This is a genomic window from Georgenia sp. G2120, from assembly GCF_055326485.1.
Genome location: NZ_JBUZNL010000002.1, coordinates 325,462 through 341,287 on the forward strand (window position 1 = coordinate 325,462; position 15,826 = coordinate 341,287).

Annotated in this window: 23 protein-coding genes; 9 read left to right on the plus strand and 14 right to left on the minus strand. The window is 71.4% G+C overall.

All coding sequences use genetic code 11. From position 1 onward, the window contains the following. Nucleotides 1–14: 14 nt before the first annotated feature. The 3 genes from ACZLMO_RS03595 to ACZLMO_RS03605 all read left to right on the plus strand — a co-directional run bounded on the left by ACZLMO_RS03595 (nt 15) and on the right by ACZLMO_RS03605 (nt 2,683). On the plus strand, nt 15–332 hold the full coding sequence (locus ACZLMO_RS03595) for an acylphosphatase (protein WP_463652858.1): 318 nt from the start codon (nt 15–17) through the stop codon (nt 330–332). A gap of 145 nt (nt 333–477) precedes the next feature. Further along, a complete protein-coding gene (locus ACZLMO_RS03600; protein ID WP_463652859.1) occupies nt 478–1,116 on the plus strand; it encodes an acyl-CoA-like ligand-binding transcription factor in 639 nt (212 codons plus the stop codon). Between the two features lie 190 nt (nt 1,117–1,306). After that, complete coding sequence (locus ACZLMO_RS03605; RefSeq protein ID WP_463652902.1) at nt 1,307–2,683, plus strand: DHA2 family efflux MFS transporter permease subunit; 1,377 nt, start codon at nt 1,307–1,309, stop codon at nt 2,681–2,683. Nucleotide 2,684: 1 nt separating this feature from the next. On the opposite strand, the gene ACZLMO_RS03610 is transcribed toward ACZLMO_RS03605, so the two are convergent. Beyond that, nucleotides 2,685–4,481: a BCCT family transporter gene (locus tag ACZLMO_RS03610; protein ID WP_463652860.1), complete on the minus strand. Its 1,797-nt coding sequence runs from the start codon at nt 4,479–4,481 to the stop codon at nt 2,685–2,687. Between the two features lie 206 nt (nt 4,482–4,687). On the opposite strand from ACZLMO_RS03610, the gene arfB reads away from it, so the two are divergent. Beyond that, on the plus strand, nt 4,688–5,125 hold the full coding sequence (arfB, locus tag ACZLMO_RS03615; RefSeq protein WP_463652861.1) for an alternative ribosome rescue aminoacyl-tRNA hydrolase ArfB: 438 nt from the start codon (nt 4,688–4,690) through the stop codon (nt 5,123–5,125). A gap of 137 nt (nt 5,126–5,262) precedes the next feature. Here the strand turns inward: arfB and ACZLMO_RS03620 are convergent, their stop codons facing one another. From ACZLMO_RS03620 to ACZLMO_RS03640, 5 genes are all read right to left on the minus strand, one after another. Continuing rightward, a complete protein-coding gene (locus tag ACZLMO_RS03620) occupies nt 5,263–6,507 on the minus strand; it encodes an RNA polymerase sigma factor (protein WP_463652862.1) in 1,245 nt (414 codons plus the stop codon). Further along, the gene (locus tag ACZLMO_RS03625; protein ID WP_463652863.1) at nt 6,504–6,857 is read right to left on the minus strand and encodes a YciI family protein; all 354 of its coding nucleotides are present in this window, start codon (nt 6,855–6,857) and stop codon (nt 6,504–6,506) included. Before ACZLMO_RS03625 ends, ACZLMO_RS03620 begins: the two co-directional genes overlap by 4 nt. Beyond that, nucleotides 6,854–7,207 carry a YciI family protein gene (locus ACZLMO_RS03630; RefSeq protein ID WP_463652864.1) on the minus strand — a complete coding sequence of 118 codons (354 nt, stop codon included), beginning with the start codon at nt 7,205–7,207 and terminating at the stop codon, nt 6,854–6,856. The genes ACZLMO_RS03625 and ACZLMO_RS03630 overlap by 4 nt, the downstream gene beginning before the upstream one ends. A 114-nt stretch (nt 7,208–7,321) precedes the next feature. After that, entirely contained in the window at nt 7,322–7,816 is a 495-nt protein-coding gene (locus ACZLMO_RS03635) for a GNAT family N-acetyltransferase (protein WP_463652865.1), read from the minus strand. 55 nt (nt 7,817–7,871) lie between these two features. Next, nucleotides 7,872–8,102 carry a FitA-like ribbon-helix-helix domain-containing protein gene (locus ACZLMO_RS03640; protein WP_463652866.1) on the minus strand — a complete coding sequence of 77 codons (231 nt, stop codon included), beginning with the start codon at nt 8,100–8,102 and terminating at the stop codon, nt 7,872–7,874. 89 nt (nt 8,103–8,191) lie between these two features. Here ACZLMO_RS03640 and ACZLMO_RS03645 point away from each other — a divergent pair, with 89 nt between their 5' ends. Next, a complete protein-coding gene (locus ACZLMO_RS03645) occupies nt 8,192–8,608 on the plus strand; it encodes a GNAT family N-acetyltransferase (protein WP_463652867.1) in 417 nt (138 codons plus the stop codon). Nucleotides 8,609–8,651: 43 nt separating this feature from the next. On the opposite strand, the gene ACZLMO_RS03650 is transcribed toward ACZLMO_RS03645, so the two are convergent. The 4 genes from ACZLMO_RS03650 to ACZLMO_RS03665 form a co-directional block, all read right to left on the minus strand. Next, complete coding sequence (locus ACZLMO_RS03650; RefSeq protein WP_463652868.1) at nt 8,652–9,374, minus strand: GyrI-like domain-containing protein; 723 nt, start codon at nt 9,372–9,374, stop codon at nt 8,652–8,654. 81 nt (nt 9,375–9,455) lie between these two features. Then, complete coding sequence (locus tag ACZLMO_RS03655) at nt 9,456–9,917, minus strand: VOC family protein (protein ID WP_463652869.1); 462 nt, start codon at nt 9,915–9,917, stop codon at nt 9,456–9,458. A gap of 34 nt (nt 9,918–9,951) precedes the next feature. After that, nucleotides 9,952–10,392 carry a YtoQ family protein gene (locus ACZLMO_RS03660; protein WP_463652870.1) on the minus strand — a complete coding sequence of 147 codons (441 nt, stop codon included), beginning with the start codon at nt 10,390–10,392 and terminating at the stop codon, nt 9,952–9,954. Nucleotides 10,393–10,483: 91 nt separating this feature from the next. After that, complete coding sequence (locus tag ACZLMO_RS03665; RefSeq protein ID WP_425714827.1) at nt 10,484–10,861, minus strand: hypothetical protein; 378 nt, start codon at nt 10,859–10,861, stop codon at nt 10,484–10,486. 90 nt (nt 10,862–10,951) lie between these two features. Here ACZLMO_RS03665 and ACZLMO_RS03670 point away from each other — a divergent pair, with 90 nt between their 5' ends. Then, nucleotides 10,952–11,308: a TraR/DksA family transcriptional regulator gene (locus ACZLMO_RS03670; RefSeq protein WP_463652871.1), complete on the plus strand. Its 357-nt coding sequence runs from the start codon at nt 10,952–10,954 to the stop codon at nt 11,306–11,308. 48 nt (nt 11,309–11,356) lie between these two features. Here the strand turns inward: ACZLMO_RS03670 and ACZLMO_RS03675 are convergent, their stop codons facing one another. From ACZLMO_RS03675 to ACZLMO_RS03685, 3 genes are read right to left on the minus strand one after another with little or no spacing between them, the layout of a single operon-like run. Further along, nucleotides 11,357–11,695, minus strand: coding sequence for a type II toxin-antitoxin system PemK/MazF family toxin (locus tag ACZLMO_RS03675; protein WP_463652872.1), 339 nt, complete (start codon nt 11,693–11,695; stop codon nt 11,357–11,359). Beyond that, the gene (locus ACZLMO_RS03680) at nt 11,692–11,922 is read right to left on the minus strand and encodes a hypothetical protein (protein WP_425714825.1); all 231 of its coding nucleotides are present in this window, start codon (nt 11,920–11,922) and stop codon (nt 11,692–11,694) included. Before ACZLMO_RS03680 ends, ACZLMO_RS03675 begins: the two co-directional genes overlap by 4 nt. Next, nucleotides 11,919–12,722: an alpha/beta fold hydrolase gene (locus ACZLMO_RS03685; RefSeq protein WP_463652873.1), complete on the minus strand. Its 804-nt coding sequence runs from the start codon at nt 12,720–12,722 to the stop codon at nt 11,919–11,921. Before ACZLMO_RS03685 ends, ACZLMO_RS03680 begins: the two co-directional genes overlap by 4 nt. 111 nt (nt 12,723–12,833) lie before the next feature. Between ACZLMO_RS03685 and ACZLMO_RS03690 the strand changes: the two genes are divergently transcribed. Genes ACZLMO_RS03690 through ACZLMO_RS03700 form a run of 3 tightly spaced genes read left to right on the plus strand, consistent with a single transcriptional unit; the run spans nt 12,834 to nt 14,933 of the window. Further along, nucleotides 12,834–13,490, plus strand: coding sequence for an ankyrin repeat domain-containing protein (locus tag ACZLMO_RS03690; protein WP_463652874.1), 657 nt, complete (start codon nt 12,834–12,836; stop codon nt 13,488–13,490). A gap of 47 nt (nt 13,491–13,537) precedes the next feature. Further along, nucleotides 13,538–14,131 carry a DNA alkylation repair protein gene (locus tag ACZLMO_RS03695; protein WP_463652875.1) on the plus strand — a complete coding sequence of 198 codons (594 nt, stop codon included), beginning with the start codon at nt 13,538–13,540 and terminating at the stop codon, nt 14,129–14,131. Between the two features lie 49 nt (nt 14,132–14,180). Further along, nucleotides 14,181–14,933 carry an SDR family NAD(P)-dependent oxidoreductase gene (locus ACZLMO_RS03700; protein WP_463652876.1) on the plus strand — a complete coding sequence of 251 codons (753 nt, stop codon included), beginning with the start codon at nt 14,181–14,183 and terminating at the stop codon, nt 14,931–14,933. A gap of 30 nt (nt 14,934–14,963) precedes the next feature. Here the strand turns inward: ACZLMO_RS03700 and ACZLMO_RS03705 are convergent, their stop codons facing one another. Continuing rightward, nucleotides 14,964–15,707, minus strand: a complete 744-nt coding sequence (locus tag ACZLMO_RS03705) for a class I SAM-dependent methyltransferase (protein ID WP_463652877.1) — start codon at nt 15,705–15,707, stop codon at nt 14,964–14,966. Between the last annotated feature and the right edge of the window lie 119 nt (nt 15,708–15,826).

Consider the following 15,826-nt stretch of genomic DNA (forward strand, 5'->3'; position numbering starts at 1 on the left):
GGGGGACACGAGCGATGGCCACCGTGCGAGTGATCGTCAGCGGCCGGGTCCAGGGCGTCGGCTTCCGGGCGGCGTGCCGGGAGGCCGCGCGCTCACGGTCGGTGTCGGGTTGGGTCCGCAACACGGGCGACGGCCGGGTGGAGGCCCTCCTGACGGGTGCGCGCCGCGACGTCGACGCGGTGCTCGAGTGGTGCCGCTCCGGTCCGCCGGCGGCGCGCGTGGACGCGGTCGACGTCCGGCCCGTCGACGCCCGAACAGCCCCCGGCGGTGCTGACGCCCGCCGCACTGCGGGCGACGACGACGCACGACAGCCTGACTTCGAGATCCGCTGAACGGCACGCACGACACCGGCGACATGGGCGACCTCGTGATCCTGCCCGGGCCGGGTGCCCTGCGCGGCCGCGCCGGACGACGACGCCTCCTCGCCACATCGGCAAACTTGCAGAGTCTGCATGTTCGGACCTAGCGTCGTCGTCGATGACCGACCCGAGCACCGCACCGGCTCCCCTCGGCAGGCGGGAGCAGCGCAAGCAGGAGACGCACCGGACCATCCGAAGCACCGCCCTCGACCTGGCGCTCGAGCACGGCATGGAGTCCCTCACCGTCGACGCGATCAGCGCGGCCGCCGGTGTGTCCGCCCGCACGTTCTTCAACTACTTCTCCTGTAAGGAGGACGCCCTCGTCCCGGAGACCTCCGAGTCGGCGGACGTCTTCTGTCGATCGATCCTCGCCCGGCCGCCCGACGAGCCCCCGTTGCGAGCGATCCGGGTCGGGATCGTCAGCAGCTACCGGCTCGGTGAGGTCCGGCCGGACCGGGAGCGCCTGCAGTCACGGCAGCGCCTGGTCCACGCGCACCTGCCCCTGCTCACGCGCCAGCTGGCGCAGTACGTGCGCCTCGAGCAGAGCCTGGCCGAGGCTCTCGCCGAGCGCCTCGGCACCGGGCCCGACGACCTGCGGCCCACCCTCCTCGCGGCCGTGGCCGTGGGCGTCCTGCGGGTCTCGATCCGCCGGTGGACGACGGGCGACGAGGCCTCGCTCGCCGACCTTGTCGACGCCGCGTTCGCCGGGCTCGAGCACGAGGGCATCGCCGAACCCGACGTGCGGCTCACGGGCTGACCCGGCCGCGCACGAGACCCGACCGACACTTCCGACGACGACAGTCCCCCGCGAGCCGCGGGCGGACGGACCGAGAGGCTGCACCCTGACCAGCGACGACACTCCAGCGGAGCACGAGCGCGGCTCCTCGTCCGACGACGGCGCCGCCCGCGACGGCACCCGCTCCCCCGCGCCCGTCAACCGCAACGTCCTGCTGACGGTGCTCATCTCGGGCGCCTTCGTCATCATCCTCAACCAGACGCTGCTCAACACGGCGCTGCCGGCCTTCATGGCGGACTTCGGGATCTCGGCCAGCCAGGTCCAGTGGGTGACGACGATCTTCATGCTGGTCAACGGCATCATGATCCCGGTCACGGCCTACCTCATCCGCCGGTTCACCACCCGCGCCCTGTTCCTCACCGCGATGGGCCTGTTCACGGTGGGGACGGTGGTCTGCGCGGTGGCACCGGTGTACCCCGTGCTGCTCGTCGGTCGCGTGATCCAGGCTGCCGGCGGCGGGATCATCATGCCGCTGGCCCAGACGATCCTCTTCGCGGTCTTCCCGCTCGAGAAGCGCGGCACGGCCATGGGGACGTTCGGGCTCGTCATCGCGTTCGCCCCGGCGATCGGCCCGAGCCTGTCCGGCTGGATCATCGACCACCTGCCGTGGCAGTCGCTGTTCGTCATGATGCTGCCGATCGCGGTGATCGACATGATCGTCGCCTACGTCATCCTGCGGAACGTCACCGAGCGGTCGGACCCCCGTCTCGACGTCGCCTCGATCGTCCTGTCGACCCTCGCCTTCGGCGGCCTGCTGTTCGGGTTCGGCGCCGCCGGGGACGCGGGCTGGGCGAGCGCCCAGGTGATCGTGCCCCTCGTCGTCGGGGCCCTCACGCTGGTGGCATTCGTCCACCGGCAGCTGACCATCGAGGACCCGATCCTCGAGCTGCGCGTGCTGCGCCACCCGATGTTCGCCCTCAACACCGCGCTCGGGATGTGCGTGTTCATGGCGATGGTCGGCGGGATGCTCGTCCTCCCGCTCTACATGCAGGAGATGCGCGACTACTCGGGCATGGAGTCCGGGCTGGCGCTCCTCCCGGGCGCGGCCGTCATGGGCCTCATGTCGCCGGTCACGGGCCGCATCTTCGACCGGTTCGGCGCGAAGGCGCTGAGCATCGTCGGGTTCGTCCTGCTGACGGCGACCACGTTCCTGCTGGCGCGGCTGTCGACCGACACCACCTTCGCCTACATCGCAACGGTCAACGCCGTGCGGATGCTCGGCACGGCCATGGTGATGATGCCGGTGACGACGGCGGCGCTCAACGTGCTGCCGCCGAGCCTCATCCCCCACGGAACGGCCCTCAACAACACGCTGCGCCAGGTGGCCGGCTCCGTCGGGACCGCGGTGCTCGTCACCGTGATGTCCGGCGCCGCCCGCGACCCCGAGGTCTACGGGCCGTCGGGAGCCATCCACGGTGCGAACGTCGCGTTCGCGGTGGCCGGGGCGATCGGCGCACTCGGCGTCGTCGGATCGTTCTTCGTCCGGGACACACGGCCCGGGACCCGTCCGACGACGACGAACGACTGAGTCAGCGCGGGTCGTCGATGTCGACGGCCCGGCCGTACTCCTTCGGCTCGCTGCCCGTGCGGGCGGACAGCGTCCGCCCCTTCTCGCGGCGCCACCGCCTCGAGGGCCGCTCGACGTACGGGTCGCGCATCTCGGGCGCCTCCTCCGCGGCCTCGGGGGCGACGACGACTTCCGTCGTGTCGTGCTCGTCCTCGTCGTGCCGGCGCTCGAGCTCCTCCGGGGGCAGGACCTTCTTCCAGCGCCGCGTCCGGATCGGCGGGAGCTCGCCCGCGTCCTCCCGCAGCGCGCGCATGAGGGCGTACATCTGGAAGTACGCGATGACGAAGAACGGGAGTCCGACGAGGATGATCGTCGACTCGAGCGCCTTGAGCCCGCCCTGCCCGGAGAACACGAGCAGGGTGGCGGTGATGAGGCCGACGGCGATCGCCCAGAAGATGCGCTGACCGAGCGGGTTGAAGTCCTCGTGCCCGTTCGCCATCGTGTCGGTCACGAGCGCGGCGGAGTCCACCGAGGTGACGAAGAAGATCACCACGAGGATGATCGCGATGACCGAGATGACCCCGGCCCCCGGGTAGTGCTCGAGGAACGCGAACAGGGCGCCCGGGACGTCCTCCTGGTCGACGACTCGTTCGACGAGCCCCCCCTCGCCGTTCAGCTCGATGTCGAAGGCAGAGAAGCCGAAGATGCCGAACCAGATCACCGAGAACCCTGCCGGGATCGCGAGCACGCCGGAGACGAACTGGCGGATCGTGCGGCCCTTGGAGATGCGGGCGATGAAGATCCCGACGAACGGCGACCACGTGATCGTCCAGGCCCAGTAGAAGACGGTCCACGTGTTCTGCCACCCGGTGTCCGCGAACGTGTCGTTCCAGAAGGCGAGCTCGGGCAGGTTGACGAGGTAGGACCCGAGGGACTCGATCGTGCCCTTGAGGACGAACAGGGTGGACCCCGCGAACAGGACGAAGAGGAGCAGGGCCACGGCCATGACGATGTTGGCGTTCGAGAGGACCTTGATGCCCTTCTCCAGGCCGAGCGCCACCGAGATGAGGGCGACGCCGCACACCACCGAGATGATGATGAGCTGCCAGGCGGCGTTCTCGGGCACGCCCCACAGCTGGGCGAGCCCGCCGTTGATCTGCAGCGTGCCGAGGCCGACCGAGACGGCGATGCCGAAGACGGTGCCGACGATGGCGACGATGTCGATGAGCTTGCCGATCGGCCCGTGGATCCGCTCACCCAGCAGCGGCTGGAAGATCGAGCTGACGCGCGGGGGCAGGTTGCGCTTGTGGATGAAGTACGCGAAGCACAGGGCGGGCAGCGTGAAGATCGTCCAGGTGTGCAGCGTGAAGTGGTAGAAGGTGAAGTTCATGGCGTCGGCCGCAGCAGCCGTCGTCGACGGCTCGATGCCGAGCGAGGCCTCGCGCGGTGGCGCCCCGAAGTGGCTGATCGGCTCGGCCACGCCCCAGAACATGAGGATGCTGCCGATCCCCGCGGCGAACAGCATGGCGAACCAGGCGGGCCCCGAGTGCTCGGGGGGTTCGTCGTCGGGCCCCAGCTTGACCCGGCCGAACCGGCCGACGGCGATGAAGATGAGGAACGCGAGGAAGACCGTCACGCCGAGGATGTAGAACCAGCCGAGGTTCGTCATCAGCCAGCTCGAGGCGGCGCCCACGGCGGAGTCGAGGGGGCCCGTGAAGACGATCGTGATGATGACGAATCCGATGAGGATCGCCGCGGAGCCGAAGAAGATCGCGGGCGATGTCCGGAGGCGCAGGAGGTCGTGCAGTCGATTGAGCATCGGTGGTCGGCTCCTTCGATCGTGGAGTCGCCGGCCACTATCCTTCTGCGACCGACTCGTGTGGTGCACCTGACAGTCGCGCCTACGTTACTCAGCAGACAGTGACGTGCAAACCGGGAGTCGCTCCGGTCGCACGGGAACGGGCGGGTGACGCCGCACGTGCTGCCGCCTCGGAGACGACGAAGCGGTGCGCCATGCTGGCAGGCATGGACGACCTGCGCGTGCCGCCGGGGCCGGGTGCCCCGCGGGGCCTCGTCGTGCCCTCCGGCGAGCTGGTGGAGCAGTTCTCCCACGCGTCCGGTCCAGGTGGACAGGGCGTGAACACGGCGGACTCGCGGGTCCAGCTGAGCCTCGACCTCTCGACGACGACCGCGCTGACAGACGCCCAGCGGCCACGGGTGCTCGAGGCGCTGGCGACGCGCCTCGACGGATCGGTGCTCACCGTGACGGCGGCAGAGCACCGCTCCCAGTACCGAAATCGCGGCGCCGCCCGCCTGCGCCTCGCGGCGCTCCTGCGGGACGCCGTCATGCCGCCCACCGTGCGTCGACCGACCAGACCGACCCGCGGATCCCAGCGGCGCCGCCTGGCCGCGAAGAAGGTCCGGTCGGAGATCAAACGCAACCGGAGGCGGCCGATCGACTGACGGGGGCCGTCGGACCGCGTATGGTGCCGGGCTCGGCGGACCGCGTACGGTGCCGAGCCCGGCGCCCGGGGCCGCCGGCGGCCGGCGGCACCGGGGCTGCCGACGGTCGCCCGGCACCGCGGCACCGGGCGGCCCCCTCACGCCTCGGCGAGCTGCGCGAGTCGTCCGCGCAGGTGGGCGAGCTCGGCGTCGTTGCGGCACAACGTGATCGCGTCCGCGTAGGCGGCGCGGGCCGCTCCCGTGCGGCCGAGCCTGGCGAGCAGCTCGGCCCGGACAGCGGCGGGCCGGTGGCTGCCGGGCATGTCCACACCGTCGACGGCGCGCAGCCCGTCCTCCGGGCCCGAGGCCTCGGCGACCGCGACGGCGCGGGCGAGCTCGGCAGCGGGCGACGGCGTCACGCGCAGCAGCAGGTCGTAGTACCCGACGATGCGCGTCCACCGGACGTCGCCCGGTGTCGGGGCCGTGGCGTGCTCCGCGGCGATCCGTGCCTGGAGGAGGTACCCGGCCGCCGCCGGGGACATGGGGCGCGGCTCCGCGAGGGTCTCGAGCAGGGCGAGCCCCTCGTCGATCTCGGCGCGGTTCCAACGCGTGCGGTCCTGGTCGGCGAGCAGGACGAGCTCGCCGCCGGGCCCCACCCGGGCGTCGCGCCGCGAGTGCTGCAGGAGCACGAGGGCGAGGAGCGCGGTGAGGACGGGCTCGTCGGGGCGCAGCGCCCGGGTCACGCGGACGAGGCGGACCGCCTCGCCCGCGAGCTCCGTGCGCAGCAGGTCGGGACCGCTGCCGGGCGCGTACCCGGCGGTGAAGGCGAGGTAGGCGGTCTGCGCCACGGTGTCGAGGCGCTCGGGAAGCGCTCCCGCGTCAGGGACGGCGAAGGGGATGCCGGCGGCGACGATCTTCTTCTTGGCCCTGGTGATCCGGGCCGCCATCGTCGGTTCGGGCACGAGGAAGAGGCGGGCGACGTCGTGCGTGCTCACGCCGAGGACGAGACGCAGGGCGAGGGCTGCGGCGGCCTCCGGGGCAAGGGCCGGGTGCGTGCACATGAGGACGAGCCGCAGCAGGTCGTCCTCGACGAGGTCTCCGGGGTCCACGCGCACGCCGACCCGGTCGGCACGGTGCTCCGCCTCGGTCACGAGCAGCGGCGCACGGCGCTGCCGCATCGCCTCGGCCCTCAGCTGGTCGACGACTCGCCGCCCGGCCGCGCGGTGGAGCCACGCGGCCGGGTTGTCGGGCGCGCCGCCGTCCGGCCACGTCCGCGCGGCGGCCTCGACGGCATCGGCGAGCGCATCCTCCACGAGGTCGAGCCTCCGGTAGCGCGCGAGGAGCAGGGACACGAGTCGGCCCCACTCCTCGCGCACCACGCGCGCCAGCGCCTCCGTCGTCACTCGACCGCGACGACCGGTCGGATCTCGAGGGAGTAGCTCGGCGGCAGGAGGGACACGGCGGCGATCGCCGTGTCGAGGTCCGGCAGCTCGATCTCGTAGTAGCCGCCGATCATCTCCGCGGTCTCGGCGAACGGGCCGTCGGTGACGACCACCTGACCGTCGACGTGCCGCACCGTGGTCGCGGTCTCCGCGTCCCCGAGCGCCGCGCTGGCGATCTCCCGACCGTGCTCGGCGACGAACGCGGAGAACGCACCGTGCTGGGCGAAGAACGCGTCCCGCTGCTCCTCGGTGGCCGTGGACCAGTCCCACGGCTCGTAGGCGATGAGGACGAGGTAGCGGTGCACGCTCACATCTCCTGGACCGGGTTGATCTGCATGTCGTACGCCGGCAGCACGGCGAGGAGCTCGACGACGGTCTCCCGGTCGGGCGCCTCGAGGAGGTAGAAGCCGCCGAGCTGCTCGACGGCCTCCGCGAACGGGCCGTCGGTGTGGGTGAGGCGCCCGTCGCGGGTGCGCACCGTGCTGGCGGCGTCGCCGTCGGCGAGCGCCTCCCCGGCCAGGATTTCCACCCCGTCTCGCGCGGCGCAGGCTTCGCCGAACGCGCCGAACTTCTCCATCAGCGCCCCCTGCTCCTCGGGGGTCTGCGTGTCCCACGCCTTCTCGTCACCGTCGGCCATCAGTAGAACCACGAACTTGGGCATCGTTCCCACCTCCTGTGCTGGGGCCGGCGCGGTCCGCCGGCCGGGCCGCGGTCGCGACCTCATGAGCATGACGGACGAGGGTGTGCGGAATCGACAACCGGGTGGGAGAGATTCTCAGACGTCCTCCCCCGGTGCCCCTTCCCACCGGATCTCCCCGTCGACGACGACGTCGGTGCGGGTGAGGCCGAGGCGTTCGGCGATCCGGGCGGAGGCGTGGTGCTCCGGGTGGACGTGGGCGACGAGCGTGGACACTCCGCGCTCCGCGAGCTCGGCCGCGAGGAGCTGCGCCGCGCGTCCCGCGTACCCGCGCCGCTGCCAGGCCGCGCCGATCACCCAGGCGATCTCCGCCGTCGCGCCGTCGTCGGTGATCGTGGCCTGGACGTAGCCGGCGGGCTCACGGTCCTCACCGACGAGCACGATGCGGTTGAGCCAGACCTCGCTCCCGTCCGCCGGGCCGCCGCGCACCTGTGCCGTGTACCGCCGTCGGAGATCGTCGGCCGACGGCGGCTCGCCGCCGGTGAACTCATGCAACCCCGGGTCGGCGAGGACGCGCGCCATCGGGTCGGCGTCCTCGACGGCGAGCGGGCGAAGCGTGACTGTGTCGGTCATCGGCCACTCTCGGGCCGACGTTCCGGCGATGAGACATCGACGTCCATGGTGCTCATCAGAGGTCGACCGCTCGCGCGACATCGACGCGCTCGGGCACGGGGAACTCCTCCACCCCACCGGTGAGACGAGCGGCCCCCAACAGCGCGAGGCCGATGCGGGGGCGCCGTGCCTCCCGCATCAGAATCTCACGTACCTCGGCTCCTGCTGAACGACCGTTGCTCTTCGCTCTCTCCGACAGCCAATTCTTCACCGACTCGTCAAGCCCTCGAACGACGATGGGTGCCATGCGACCACCTCCTGGTGTTCGCACGGATGGTAGCGAGACTGTCCACCAAGCCCTCCGGGTGGATCTGGCATGCCTGGCACGATGACCGCATGCCACCGACCTACGAGCTCGACGCGACCCCCGAGGGGGACGAGCTCACCGAGCTGTACGACGCCGTCGGGTGGACCGCCTACACGCGGGACCCGGACCGGCTGGCGGCCGCCGTCGCCGGCTCGGCCTCCGTGGCGACGGCACGGGAGGACGGACGCCTCGTCGGGCTCGCGCGAGTGGTCGGCGACGGGCACACGATCGCCTACCTGCAGGACGTCCTCGTCGATCCGGGTCACCGCCGCGGGGGCATCGGCCGCGAGCTGGTCCGGCTCGCGTTCTCCCCGGTCGCGCACGTGCGCCAGCAGGTGCTCATCACCGACGACGAGCCCGGGCAGCACGCCTTCTACACGTCGCTGGGATTCACCGCCGCCCACGCGCACGAGCCCCCGGTCCGCGCGTTCGTCCGGTTCTCCTGATCGACGGCTCGCGCCAGACGGCCCCTTGGTCCGCGCGTGCAGATCACTCGCGCTCGACGGGAAGCCACAGCTCGCAGGTGGCCGTGCTGAAGTCGTCGGCGCGCTCGAAGACCGCGACGATCGACGGACCGGGACGCAGGCGCCACGGGTTGGACGGGAACCACTCGGTGGCCGTCGCGGCCCATGCCGCCTGCAGCGCAGCCGGGTGCTCGCCGGAGGTACGGAAGACGGCCCACGTCCCGGCGGGCATGTCCAGCGCGTCGAGGTCGTCGGGGACCTCCGTCCCGGCGTCAACGGCCACCCCGTGCAGGTAGGTGAGCTCGCTGCCCTCCGTGTAGTCGGCATCGACGTCGGCACTGACCTGGAGCAACCCCGCCGGTTCGCCGGTGCCGAGCGCCTTGAGCCGGTCGTGCTCGGCGGCGGGGATGGCGGCGACGTGCGCGGCGATGTGCGGGTTGACGCCCTCATGGATGAGGGGCACGCGCGCGGCGTGTCCGACGAGTCGGAAGGCGGGTCGTTCGGTGATGCGGGCATCCATGGGGGTGCTCCCTTCGACGGTCAGGCGGAACCTGAGCTGTGGCTGGCTGCGGAGGGGGCCGCCGTGCCGACGCACCTCGCCGTGGCTCACGCCGTGCACGGCACGGAACGCGCGACCGAAGGCCTCGGTCGATCCGTACCCGTGGCGCACGGCGATCGTCAGGAGATCGTCGTCCCCGAGCAGGTCCGACTCGATCGCGTCGACGAGGCGGTTGAGATGGTCGATCACTGGTGCTCCCTCCGACCACCAGCATCGTCGGCCGGACCGAGGAGCGCCCGACCGTGCCGATCCGATCTGATCGGATCGTCCCTACCGGCGCTCGGCGCGGAGCTCGTCGACGGTGACCCGCACGCCTCGCTCCGGGTCCCGTCGCTCGCGCTCGATCGGCGCCTTGAGGCCGATGCGGTGTCCGTCCGGGTCACGCACAACAGCGAACCGCTGGCCCCACGGCATGTCAGTCGGCACCTTGACGACGTCCACGTCGATGCCGTCCAGCTCGGCGACCAGGTCGTCGAGCTGCTGCGCGGAACCGAGCTCCAGGTCGATCTGCGGGCCACCGGCGGTCGGCCGTGGCGCCGTCTCGTCCCACCACGCGGCGAACGCGGTCGAATGGATCACCAGCGTCACGGTCGTGTTGGTCGAGACCCATGCCTCGGCAGCGCCCTCCCCGTGCCGGTTGCGGCCACGGAACTCGACCCCGAGGCGTTCGTAGAACCTCCGGCTGACGTCGATGTCCGCAGCGACGAGGTTGATCTGGGCGACGGCGACCATGTCCCACAACGTAGACGGCGGCCGCCTCCCGGCCCTACCCCTGCAGCACGTATCGCAGGGTCTCCACGACCTGGTCGGTGGTCGTGCACCAGGCCTTCGCCTCTGCGTCGACCTCCTTGAGCGCGTGGATGATGTCCTCGTCGTGGAGGGTGACGTAGGGCTTGCCGAGCGCGGCGCAGTAGCCGGCGTCGAAGGCCGCGTTCCACTGCTTGTACTTGTCCCCGAAACGCACGACGACCAGGTCGCTCTGCTCGATGAGGGTGCGCGTGCGGATGGCGTTGACCTTCGCGGACTGGTGGTCGCGCCAGAACTGGCTCGGGGTCTCGCCGAGGTGGTCGCCAGCCGCGTCGCTCGCGGGGTGGTCGGTCACCGGCGCGCTGAACGTGACGTCTAGGCCGGCGGCCTCCGCGCCACGCCGGATCTCGTCGCGCCAGTCGGTGTGGATCTCGCCGGACAGGTAGACGGAAAAGATCATCGCCGAAGACTCCTCGAGGCCGTGTGGACTGCTCTGGTCTGCTCTCGTCCTCACCATGCCACCGGTTCGGCGAGAAGGGCCAGCGCGGCGCCTATGCCCTCCGCGGACCGTACGGGAGTGCCGGGCAGGCGATCTCGAGAACCGACCTGGCGGAAATCTCACGCGCGGGTCGGTCCGGCGCGGTCAGCTCCGCGGCGAGGCTCTGCCGACTCGAGTCCCACATCGCCGTCCCGACGTCGGCCCACCGACCCTCGACCCGAGCCCTCACGCGCCAGTTCGACCGCGGAGCGATCCGGAGGAACGGCTCGACCACGAGGCTGAGAACGTCCGAGAGCATCGCGTCCGCGGGGACCTCGACCCGGCGGTCCAGGTCCAGCTGGTCACCGGGGTGCGCGTCGACCCGGCGGATGTCGACCACGAGGGCGCCCCGGACGGAGGGATCGTCGTCGGACGTGGAGGTCGTGGGCACGCGCCATTGTGGCGCGGGATCGCCCCGGACGAGCCGACGACGACGCCCGTCCGGCTCTGTCGCACCAGCCCTCCGGGGCAGACTGGGCCGATGACGGGGAGCGACGCGGTGCCGCCCACCGACGGCGACAGCCTCGAGGCTCGCCGCGCGAAGGCGGCAGCGAACCTGGTGGAGGTCGAGGACACGCTCGACGCGCTCCGGAACGCGCGCCGGGGCGGGTCCGACGACGACGAGCACGACCCCGAGGGCGAGCCGTTGTCCGTCCAGTGGTCGCGGCTCGAGGGACTCCGGCGGATGCGGCTCGAGGCGCTCGAGAAGATCGACGGGGCTATCGCCCGGCGCGACCGGGGCGAGGGCGGACTCTGCGCGGTGTGCGGCCGACCGATCCCGTCGGCACGGCTCGCGGTCCGGCCGGAGGCGACCACCTGCGTCGGGTGCTCGGGTTGATCCGGATCGGCGTGGAGATCAGGGAGGGCTGAGCGGGGGCGCCCGGAGTCAGTCCAGACCGAGGAAGTCGGCCAGGTACCGCAGGATCATCCTGAGACACGCGACATCGACCAGGCCGATGACCTCGCCGCACCGGTCGCGGCTCACGGTCCTCGGCTGCTCCGTCATCGCGAACCCTGTCAGCCCGCCAAGACTGCCGACCAGCTCGACGTGATTGGGCCACCCGCGTCCGACACGCGTCACCGGCACGACGACGAGCAGCCCGGTCACCAGGGAGTTGTAATCCTCCGAGGACACGACGACGAGCGGGCGACGCCCGGACTGCTCCTTCCCAACCGTGGGGTCGAGGTACCCCCACAGCACAGTTCCCTGAACGACGGGGCTCACGCGCCGAGATCAGCGTCGAGCCACTCGCGACTCTCCCGCCAGTAGCTCTCCATCATCTCGGGCGAGGTCGAGTCGTGCGCCGCGCGGATCTCGGCGAAGCGAGCGTCCCGATCCGCCTTGTCCGCGAGGTGCGCCACGTACTCGCCGAGAGTGCGACCGGACGCGGCGGCCTGCCCCTTCAGCCGGTCACGCGTCTCCGCGGTGACCTTGATCGTCGTCACTGTCATACCAAGAGTATACGCGCCCAGTCGTGCACGGCGGCACCGACCAGCTCCGGCTGCTCGAGATGGACGTTGTGCCCCGCCCCGTCGATGGCCAGGTAGGTCGCGCGCGGATACAGAGCCGCGAGCTCGGCCTGGTCGAGATGGCCGACGACATGGTCCTGCCGCCCGGCCACGATGAGGGTCGGCCAGTCACGGGTGTTCGTCGTCGTCCCCGGCGCCTCGGGCGTCGCCGTGAGGAAGTACCGCTGCGAGAGTCGCTCCATCGCGCGCGCATCGGCCGCGCGGATCCCCGGCAGCGCGTGCGCCGCGAACGCCTCCCACACGGCGGGAACCTGACGGACCGTCACGCCGGCGAACTCCTCCCGGTCGTCCGTGCTCAACGAGGCGAGGAGGTCGTCGTCGCGCTCGAGGACGATGTGTTCAGGCGTGGTCCGGAGTGACGGGTCCGGGTCCACGACGGGCGCGAGGAGAGCGAGCCCGAGCACCTGGTCGGGCAGCTGGGCGGCGACGTGCCGGGCGAGGAGACCGCCGAGCGAGTTGCCGAGCAGCGCGAATCGGCCGGTACCGACGAGCTCGCGCACCGTCGCGACCAGCCAGTCGGCGAGCTCCGGGAGCCCGCCGTCGCCGTCGAGCGCCGGTGTCCTGCCGAAGCCCGGCAGGTCGAGGTAGATGCGTTCGACGGACCCCGCGGCCGCCAGGTCGTCGTCGAGCGCGAGCAGCAGTCGGTGGTCGACGCCGTTGCCGTGGACGGCGACGATCGGGACGCCCTCGCCCCGGCGGACCACGTGCGGTATCACGGTCATGTCGTCCCGTCTCCAGATCGTCGGGGCAGCCGGAGGTCCGCCACGCCCCGGGCGACGCTACATTGACGCGACGACCAGGCTTCAGGCCCGGCACGGACAACGGGGAGCAGCATGCAGATCGCGTTCAAGGAGATCGTCGCGGGGGACATCGACGCGGTCCGGGCGCGACTGGCGAAGAGCCCCGACATGGTCACGCTCGCCGCCTCCGCGCCGCCCAAGAAGTACCAGGGGCAGTCACCCCTTCAGGTCGCGTACCGCACCGGTGAGTTCGAGATCGGCGCCCTGCTGCTCGACCACGGCGCCGACCCGAACTACATCGAGCACGGCGAACGGGAGCCGTGGGCGATGCCGGTCCTCCACGACGCGATCATGGCGGCCGTCATGCGGTCGCGCTGGCTGCGTCCCACCTGGCGCGAGGAGAACCCCTGGCAGCTGCGCAACTCGGCCGAGACGTCCGATGTCGCGTTCGCCGCGCTCGAGCTGCTGCTCGACTCCGGCGCCGACGTGCAGGCCCTCGACTCCTACGGCAACTCCTCACTGGCACGCGCCGTGCTCGACGCGCGGCAGATCCTCCCGTCCTACCGCCACAGCGACCCGGACTGGGTGGACCCCAAGCCGCTCAACCCCGAGCTCGTCGACGACCTCTCCCGGATCTTCCACGCCCTCATCAGCCGCGGCGCCGACCCGAGCCGCCCCGACCCCCACCTCGGCAAGCCGCTCACCGAGTTCTACCAGGCCGAGCCCGTCGCCCAGTTCCTCCGAGCCTGAACCCGGAGCCGCCAGAGCCGGCGGCACCGGCGCCCTAGGGTCGAGCCATGGCTACGACGGCGCAGGACCTTGTCGCCTCGCTGCAGGACGCGGCCGACCCCGGAGAGGTCGCTCGGACACGGACCCGGGTCGCGCCGGACGAGCCCGTCCTCGGCGTCCGGATGGGCACGCTTTTCGACATCGCCAAGCGCGCGATCGGACTTCCGCAGGACGAGCTCGAACGACTGCTCGCGCACCCGGCGTACGAGCCACGGCTCGCCGCCTTCTGCATCCTCGACTTCCGCGCCCGGCGCCGGCTCACCGACGACGAGCGCGCGAACCTTGCCGCCGTCTACCTCGATCACCACGACGCGATCACGACGTGGGACATGGTCGATCGCGCGGCGCCCCGCGTGCTGGGGTGGCCGATCCTCGTCGGCGCGTGCGAGTTCTCGATCCTCGAGAACCTCGCCCGCTCGGAGGACCCCCTCCGACGACGATCCGCCGTCACCGCCCCGCTCTGGTTCATCAAGAAGGGGACGGATGCCGACGTGGCACGTGGCCTCGGTATCGCGGACCTGCTCGACGACGACACGCACCCGCGAGTGGCCTCCGCCGTGACGATCTACCGCAAGCACGCAGCGCGGCGGGGTCTGTCCTGACGGCCCTGGCGGCTGCTCGCACGGGGCGAGGCGAACTAGCGTGGGCGGCATGGATCTGACCGACAAGGTCGCCCTCGTCACAGGCGGCGGGAAGGGCATCGGACGCGGCATCGTCGAGGTGTTTCTCGAGCACGGGGCGCGCGTCCTCGTCGCGCAGCGCTCGTCGCTCGACGACGCGCTCACCTCGGATCCGCGGGTAGCCCACTTCTCCGCCGACTTCTCGACCACGACCGAGTTCGCGCCCCTGGTCGACGCCGTGATCGCGGAGTTCGGGCGACTCGACATCCTCGTGAACTGCGCGGGTCTCATGATCGAGCAGGACCCCGCGAGCACCACCGTGGAGGCGTGGGAGGCAACGACCGCGGTCAACACACGCACGCCCCTGCTGCTCGCGCAGGCGGCATTGCCCCACCTGGCCGGCGGCGGGAGCATCGTCAACATCGGTTCGATCGAGGGCTTCGCGGCGAACCCGCAGCACGCGGCCTACGCCGCGTCGAAGGGCGCCCTCCACGCGATGACCCGCGCGCTGGCCGTCGACCTCGGCGACCACGACGTGCGCTGCAACGCGATCGCACCGGGGTGGATCGAGTCGAACCTCAGCGAGGAGTACATCGCATCGTTGGACGACCCGAGCGCCGCAGAGGAGAGCCTGCGCAGGCTCCATCCTGTCGGTCGTCTGGGCCGGCCTCGCGACATCGGGCATGCCGCTGCGTTCCTCGCCAGCGACATGGCGTCCTTCATCACCGGCGAGGTGCTCGTCGTCGACGGAGGACGGACGGCACGACTGCCGGCTCCCGCATAGACAAAGGACGGCCCGGTGCGCGGCTGCCGGCTACGGTTTGGTCGCATAGATCCGGAACCGTCGCTGGCCGACCCGGATCGGGCGGTCGGCGTCAAGGGCGGCAAGCCGCTCGGCGTGCGCGTCGACGGTGAAGCCCGGGGCGTCCCACGGCACGAGGGCCAGATATGTGACCAGCGCGGTCGCGTCCGCGAACTCCATCGTCCCCTGCCACTCGTCGCCGGTGTCGATCCGGAGTCCCGCGGCCTCGAGGTCCGCGCGGTAGCGGGTGGCCGTGACGTGCGCGTACTCGAACGGTTCGTCGAACCACTCATGGATCTCTGCGGCGTCGTACCCGTCGACCTGCTGCGTGAGCAGCCGACCGCCAGGGGCAAGCACTCGGGCGATCTCGTGCGCGTCGATGGACTCGTGCCGCGACATCACGAGATCGACGCTCGCGTCGGGGACGGGCAGGCGATCGCCTCTGTCCGCGTCGTAACCGACCACGTCGACACCACGCGGGCCGAGAGCCTTCCGCGCCACGGTGAGGTTCGGCTCCCACCCCTCCGTGGCCGTGAGGTGCCTGCCGGCGACCTCCACGCCGTCCAGGAGTCGGAGCAGCCTCTCCCCACCCCCGGTTCCGAGGTCGAGGATGCGCGCTGAGCGGGTCAGCTCGGAGCGGCAGTCGGCCTCGAAGTCCCACCACGGCTCGTCGGCGGACATCCGACCGTCGAGCACGGAGAAGTCCCAGCCGATCATCTTCGACTGCGCATAGGCCTGACGCCAGGTGTCGATCACGGGATCGACCATAGGTTCGCTGCGCGGCGGTCGCACCGGACGCGGCGTCGGTGCGACCCACGTCGTTCAGTCACATCCGCACATGGCTCATCGACGTGAGGAGACGACGGCTAGGAACT

Coding starts and splice junctions, on each gene's coding strand:
- ACZLMO_RS03595 (WP_463652858.1), top strand. CDS start 15: ATGGCCACCGTGCGAGTGATCGTCAGCGGCCGGGTCCAGGGCGTCGGC.
- ACZLMO_RS03600 (WP_463652859.1), top strand. CDS start 478: ATGACCGACCCGAGCACCGCACCGGCTCCCCTCGGCAGGCGGGAGCAG.
- ACZLMO_RS03610 (WP_463652860.1), bottom strand. CDS start 4,481: ATGCTCAATCGACTGCACGACCTCCTGCGCCTCCGGACATCGCCCGCG.
- arfB (WP_463652861.1), top strand. CDS start 4,688: ATGGACGACCTGCGCGTGCCGCCGGGGCCGGGTGCCCCGCGGGGCCTC.
- ACZLMO_RS03630 (WP_463652864.1), bottom strand. CDS start 7,207: ATGCCCAAGTTCGTGGTTCTACTGATGGCCGACGGTGACGAGAAGGCG.
- ACZLMO_RS03635 (WP_463652865.1), bottom strand. CDS start 7,816: ATGACCGACACAGTCACGCTTCGCCCGCTCGCCGTCGAGGACGCCGAC.
- ACZLMO_RS03640 (WP_463652866.1), bottom strand. CDS start 8,102: ATGGCACCCATCGTCGTTCGAGGGCTTGACGAGTCGGTGAAGAATTGG.
- ACZLMO_RS03645 (WP_463652867.1), top strand. CDS start 8,192: ATGCCACCGACCTACGAGCTCGACGCGACCCCCGAGGGGGACGAGCTC.
- ACZLMO_RS03655 (WP_463652869.1), bottom strand. CDS start 9,917: ATGGTCGCCGTCGCCCAGATCAACCTCGTCGCTGCGGACATCGACGTC.
- ACZLMO_RS03660 (WP_463652870.1), bottom strand. CDS start 10,392: ATGATCTTTTCCGTCTACCTGTCCGGCGAGATCCACACCGACTGGCGC.
- ACZLMO_RS03670 (WP_463652871.1), top strand. CDS start 10,952: ATGACGGGGAGCGACGCGGTGCCGCCCACCGACGGCGACAGCCTCGAG.
- ACZLMO_RS03680 (WP_425714825.1), bottom strand. CDS start 11,922: ATGACAGTGACGACGATCAAGGTCACCGCGGAGACGCGTGACCGGCTG.
- ACZLMO_RS03685 (WP_463652873.1), bottom strand. CDS start 12,722: ATGACCGTGATACCGCACGTGGTCCGCCGGGGCGAGGGCGTCCCGATC.
- ACZLMO_RS03690 (WP_463652874.1), top strand. CDS start 12,834: ATGCAGATCGCGTTCAAGGAGATCGTCGCGGGGGACATCGACGCGGTC.
- ACZLMO_RS03695 (WP_463652875.1), top strand. CDS start 13,538: ATGGCTACGACGGCGCAGGACCTTGTCGCCTCGCTGCAGGACGCGGCC.
- ACZLMO_RS03700 (WP_463652876.1), top strand. CDS start 14,181: ATGGATCTGACCGACAAGGTCGCCCTCGTCACAGGCGGCGGGAAGGGC.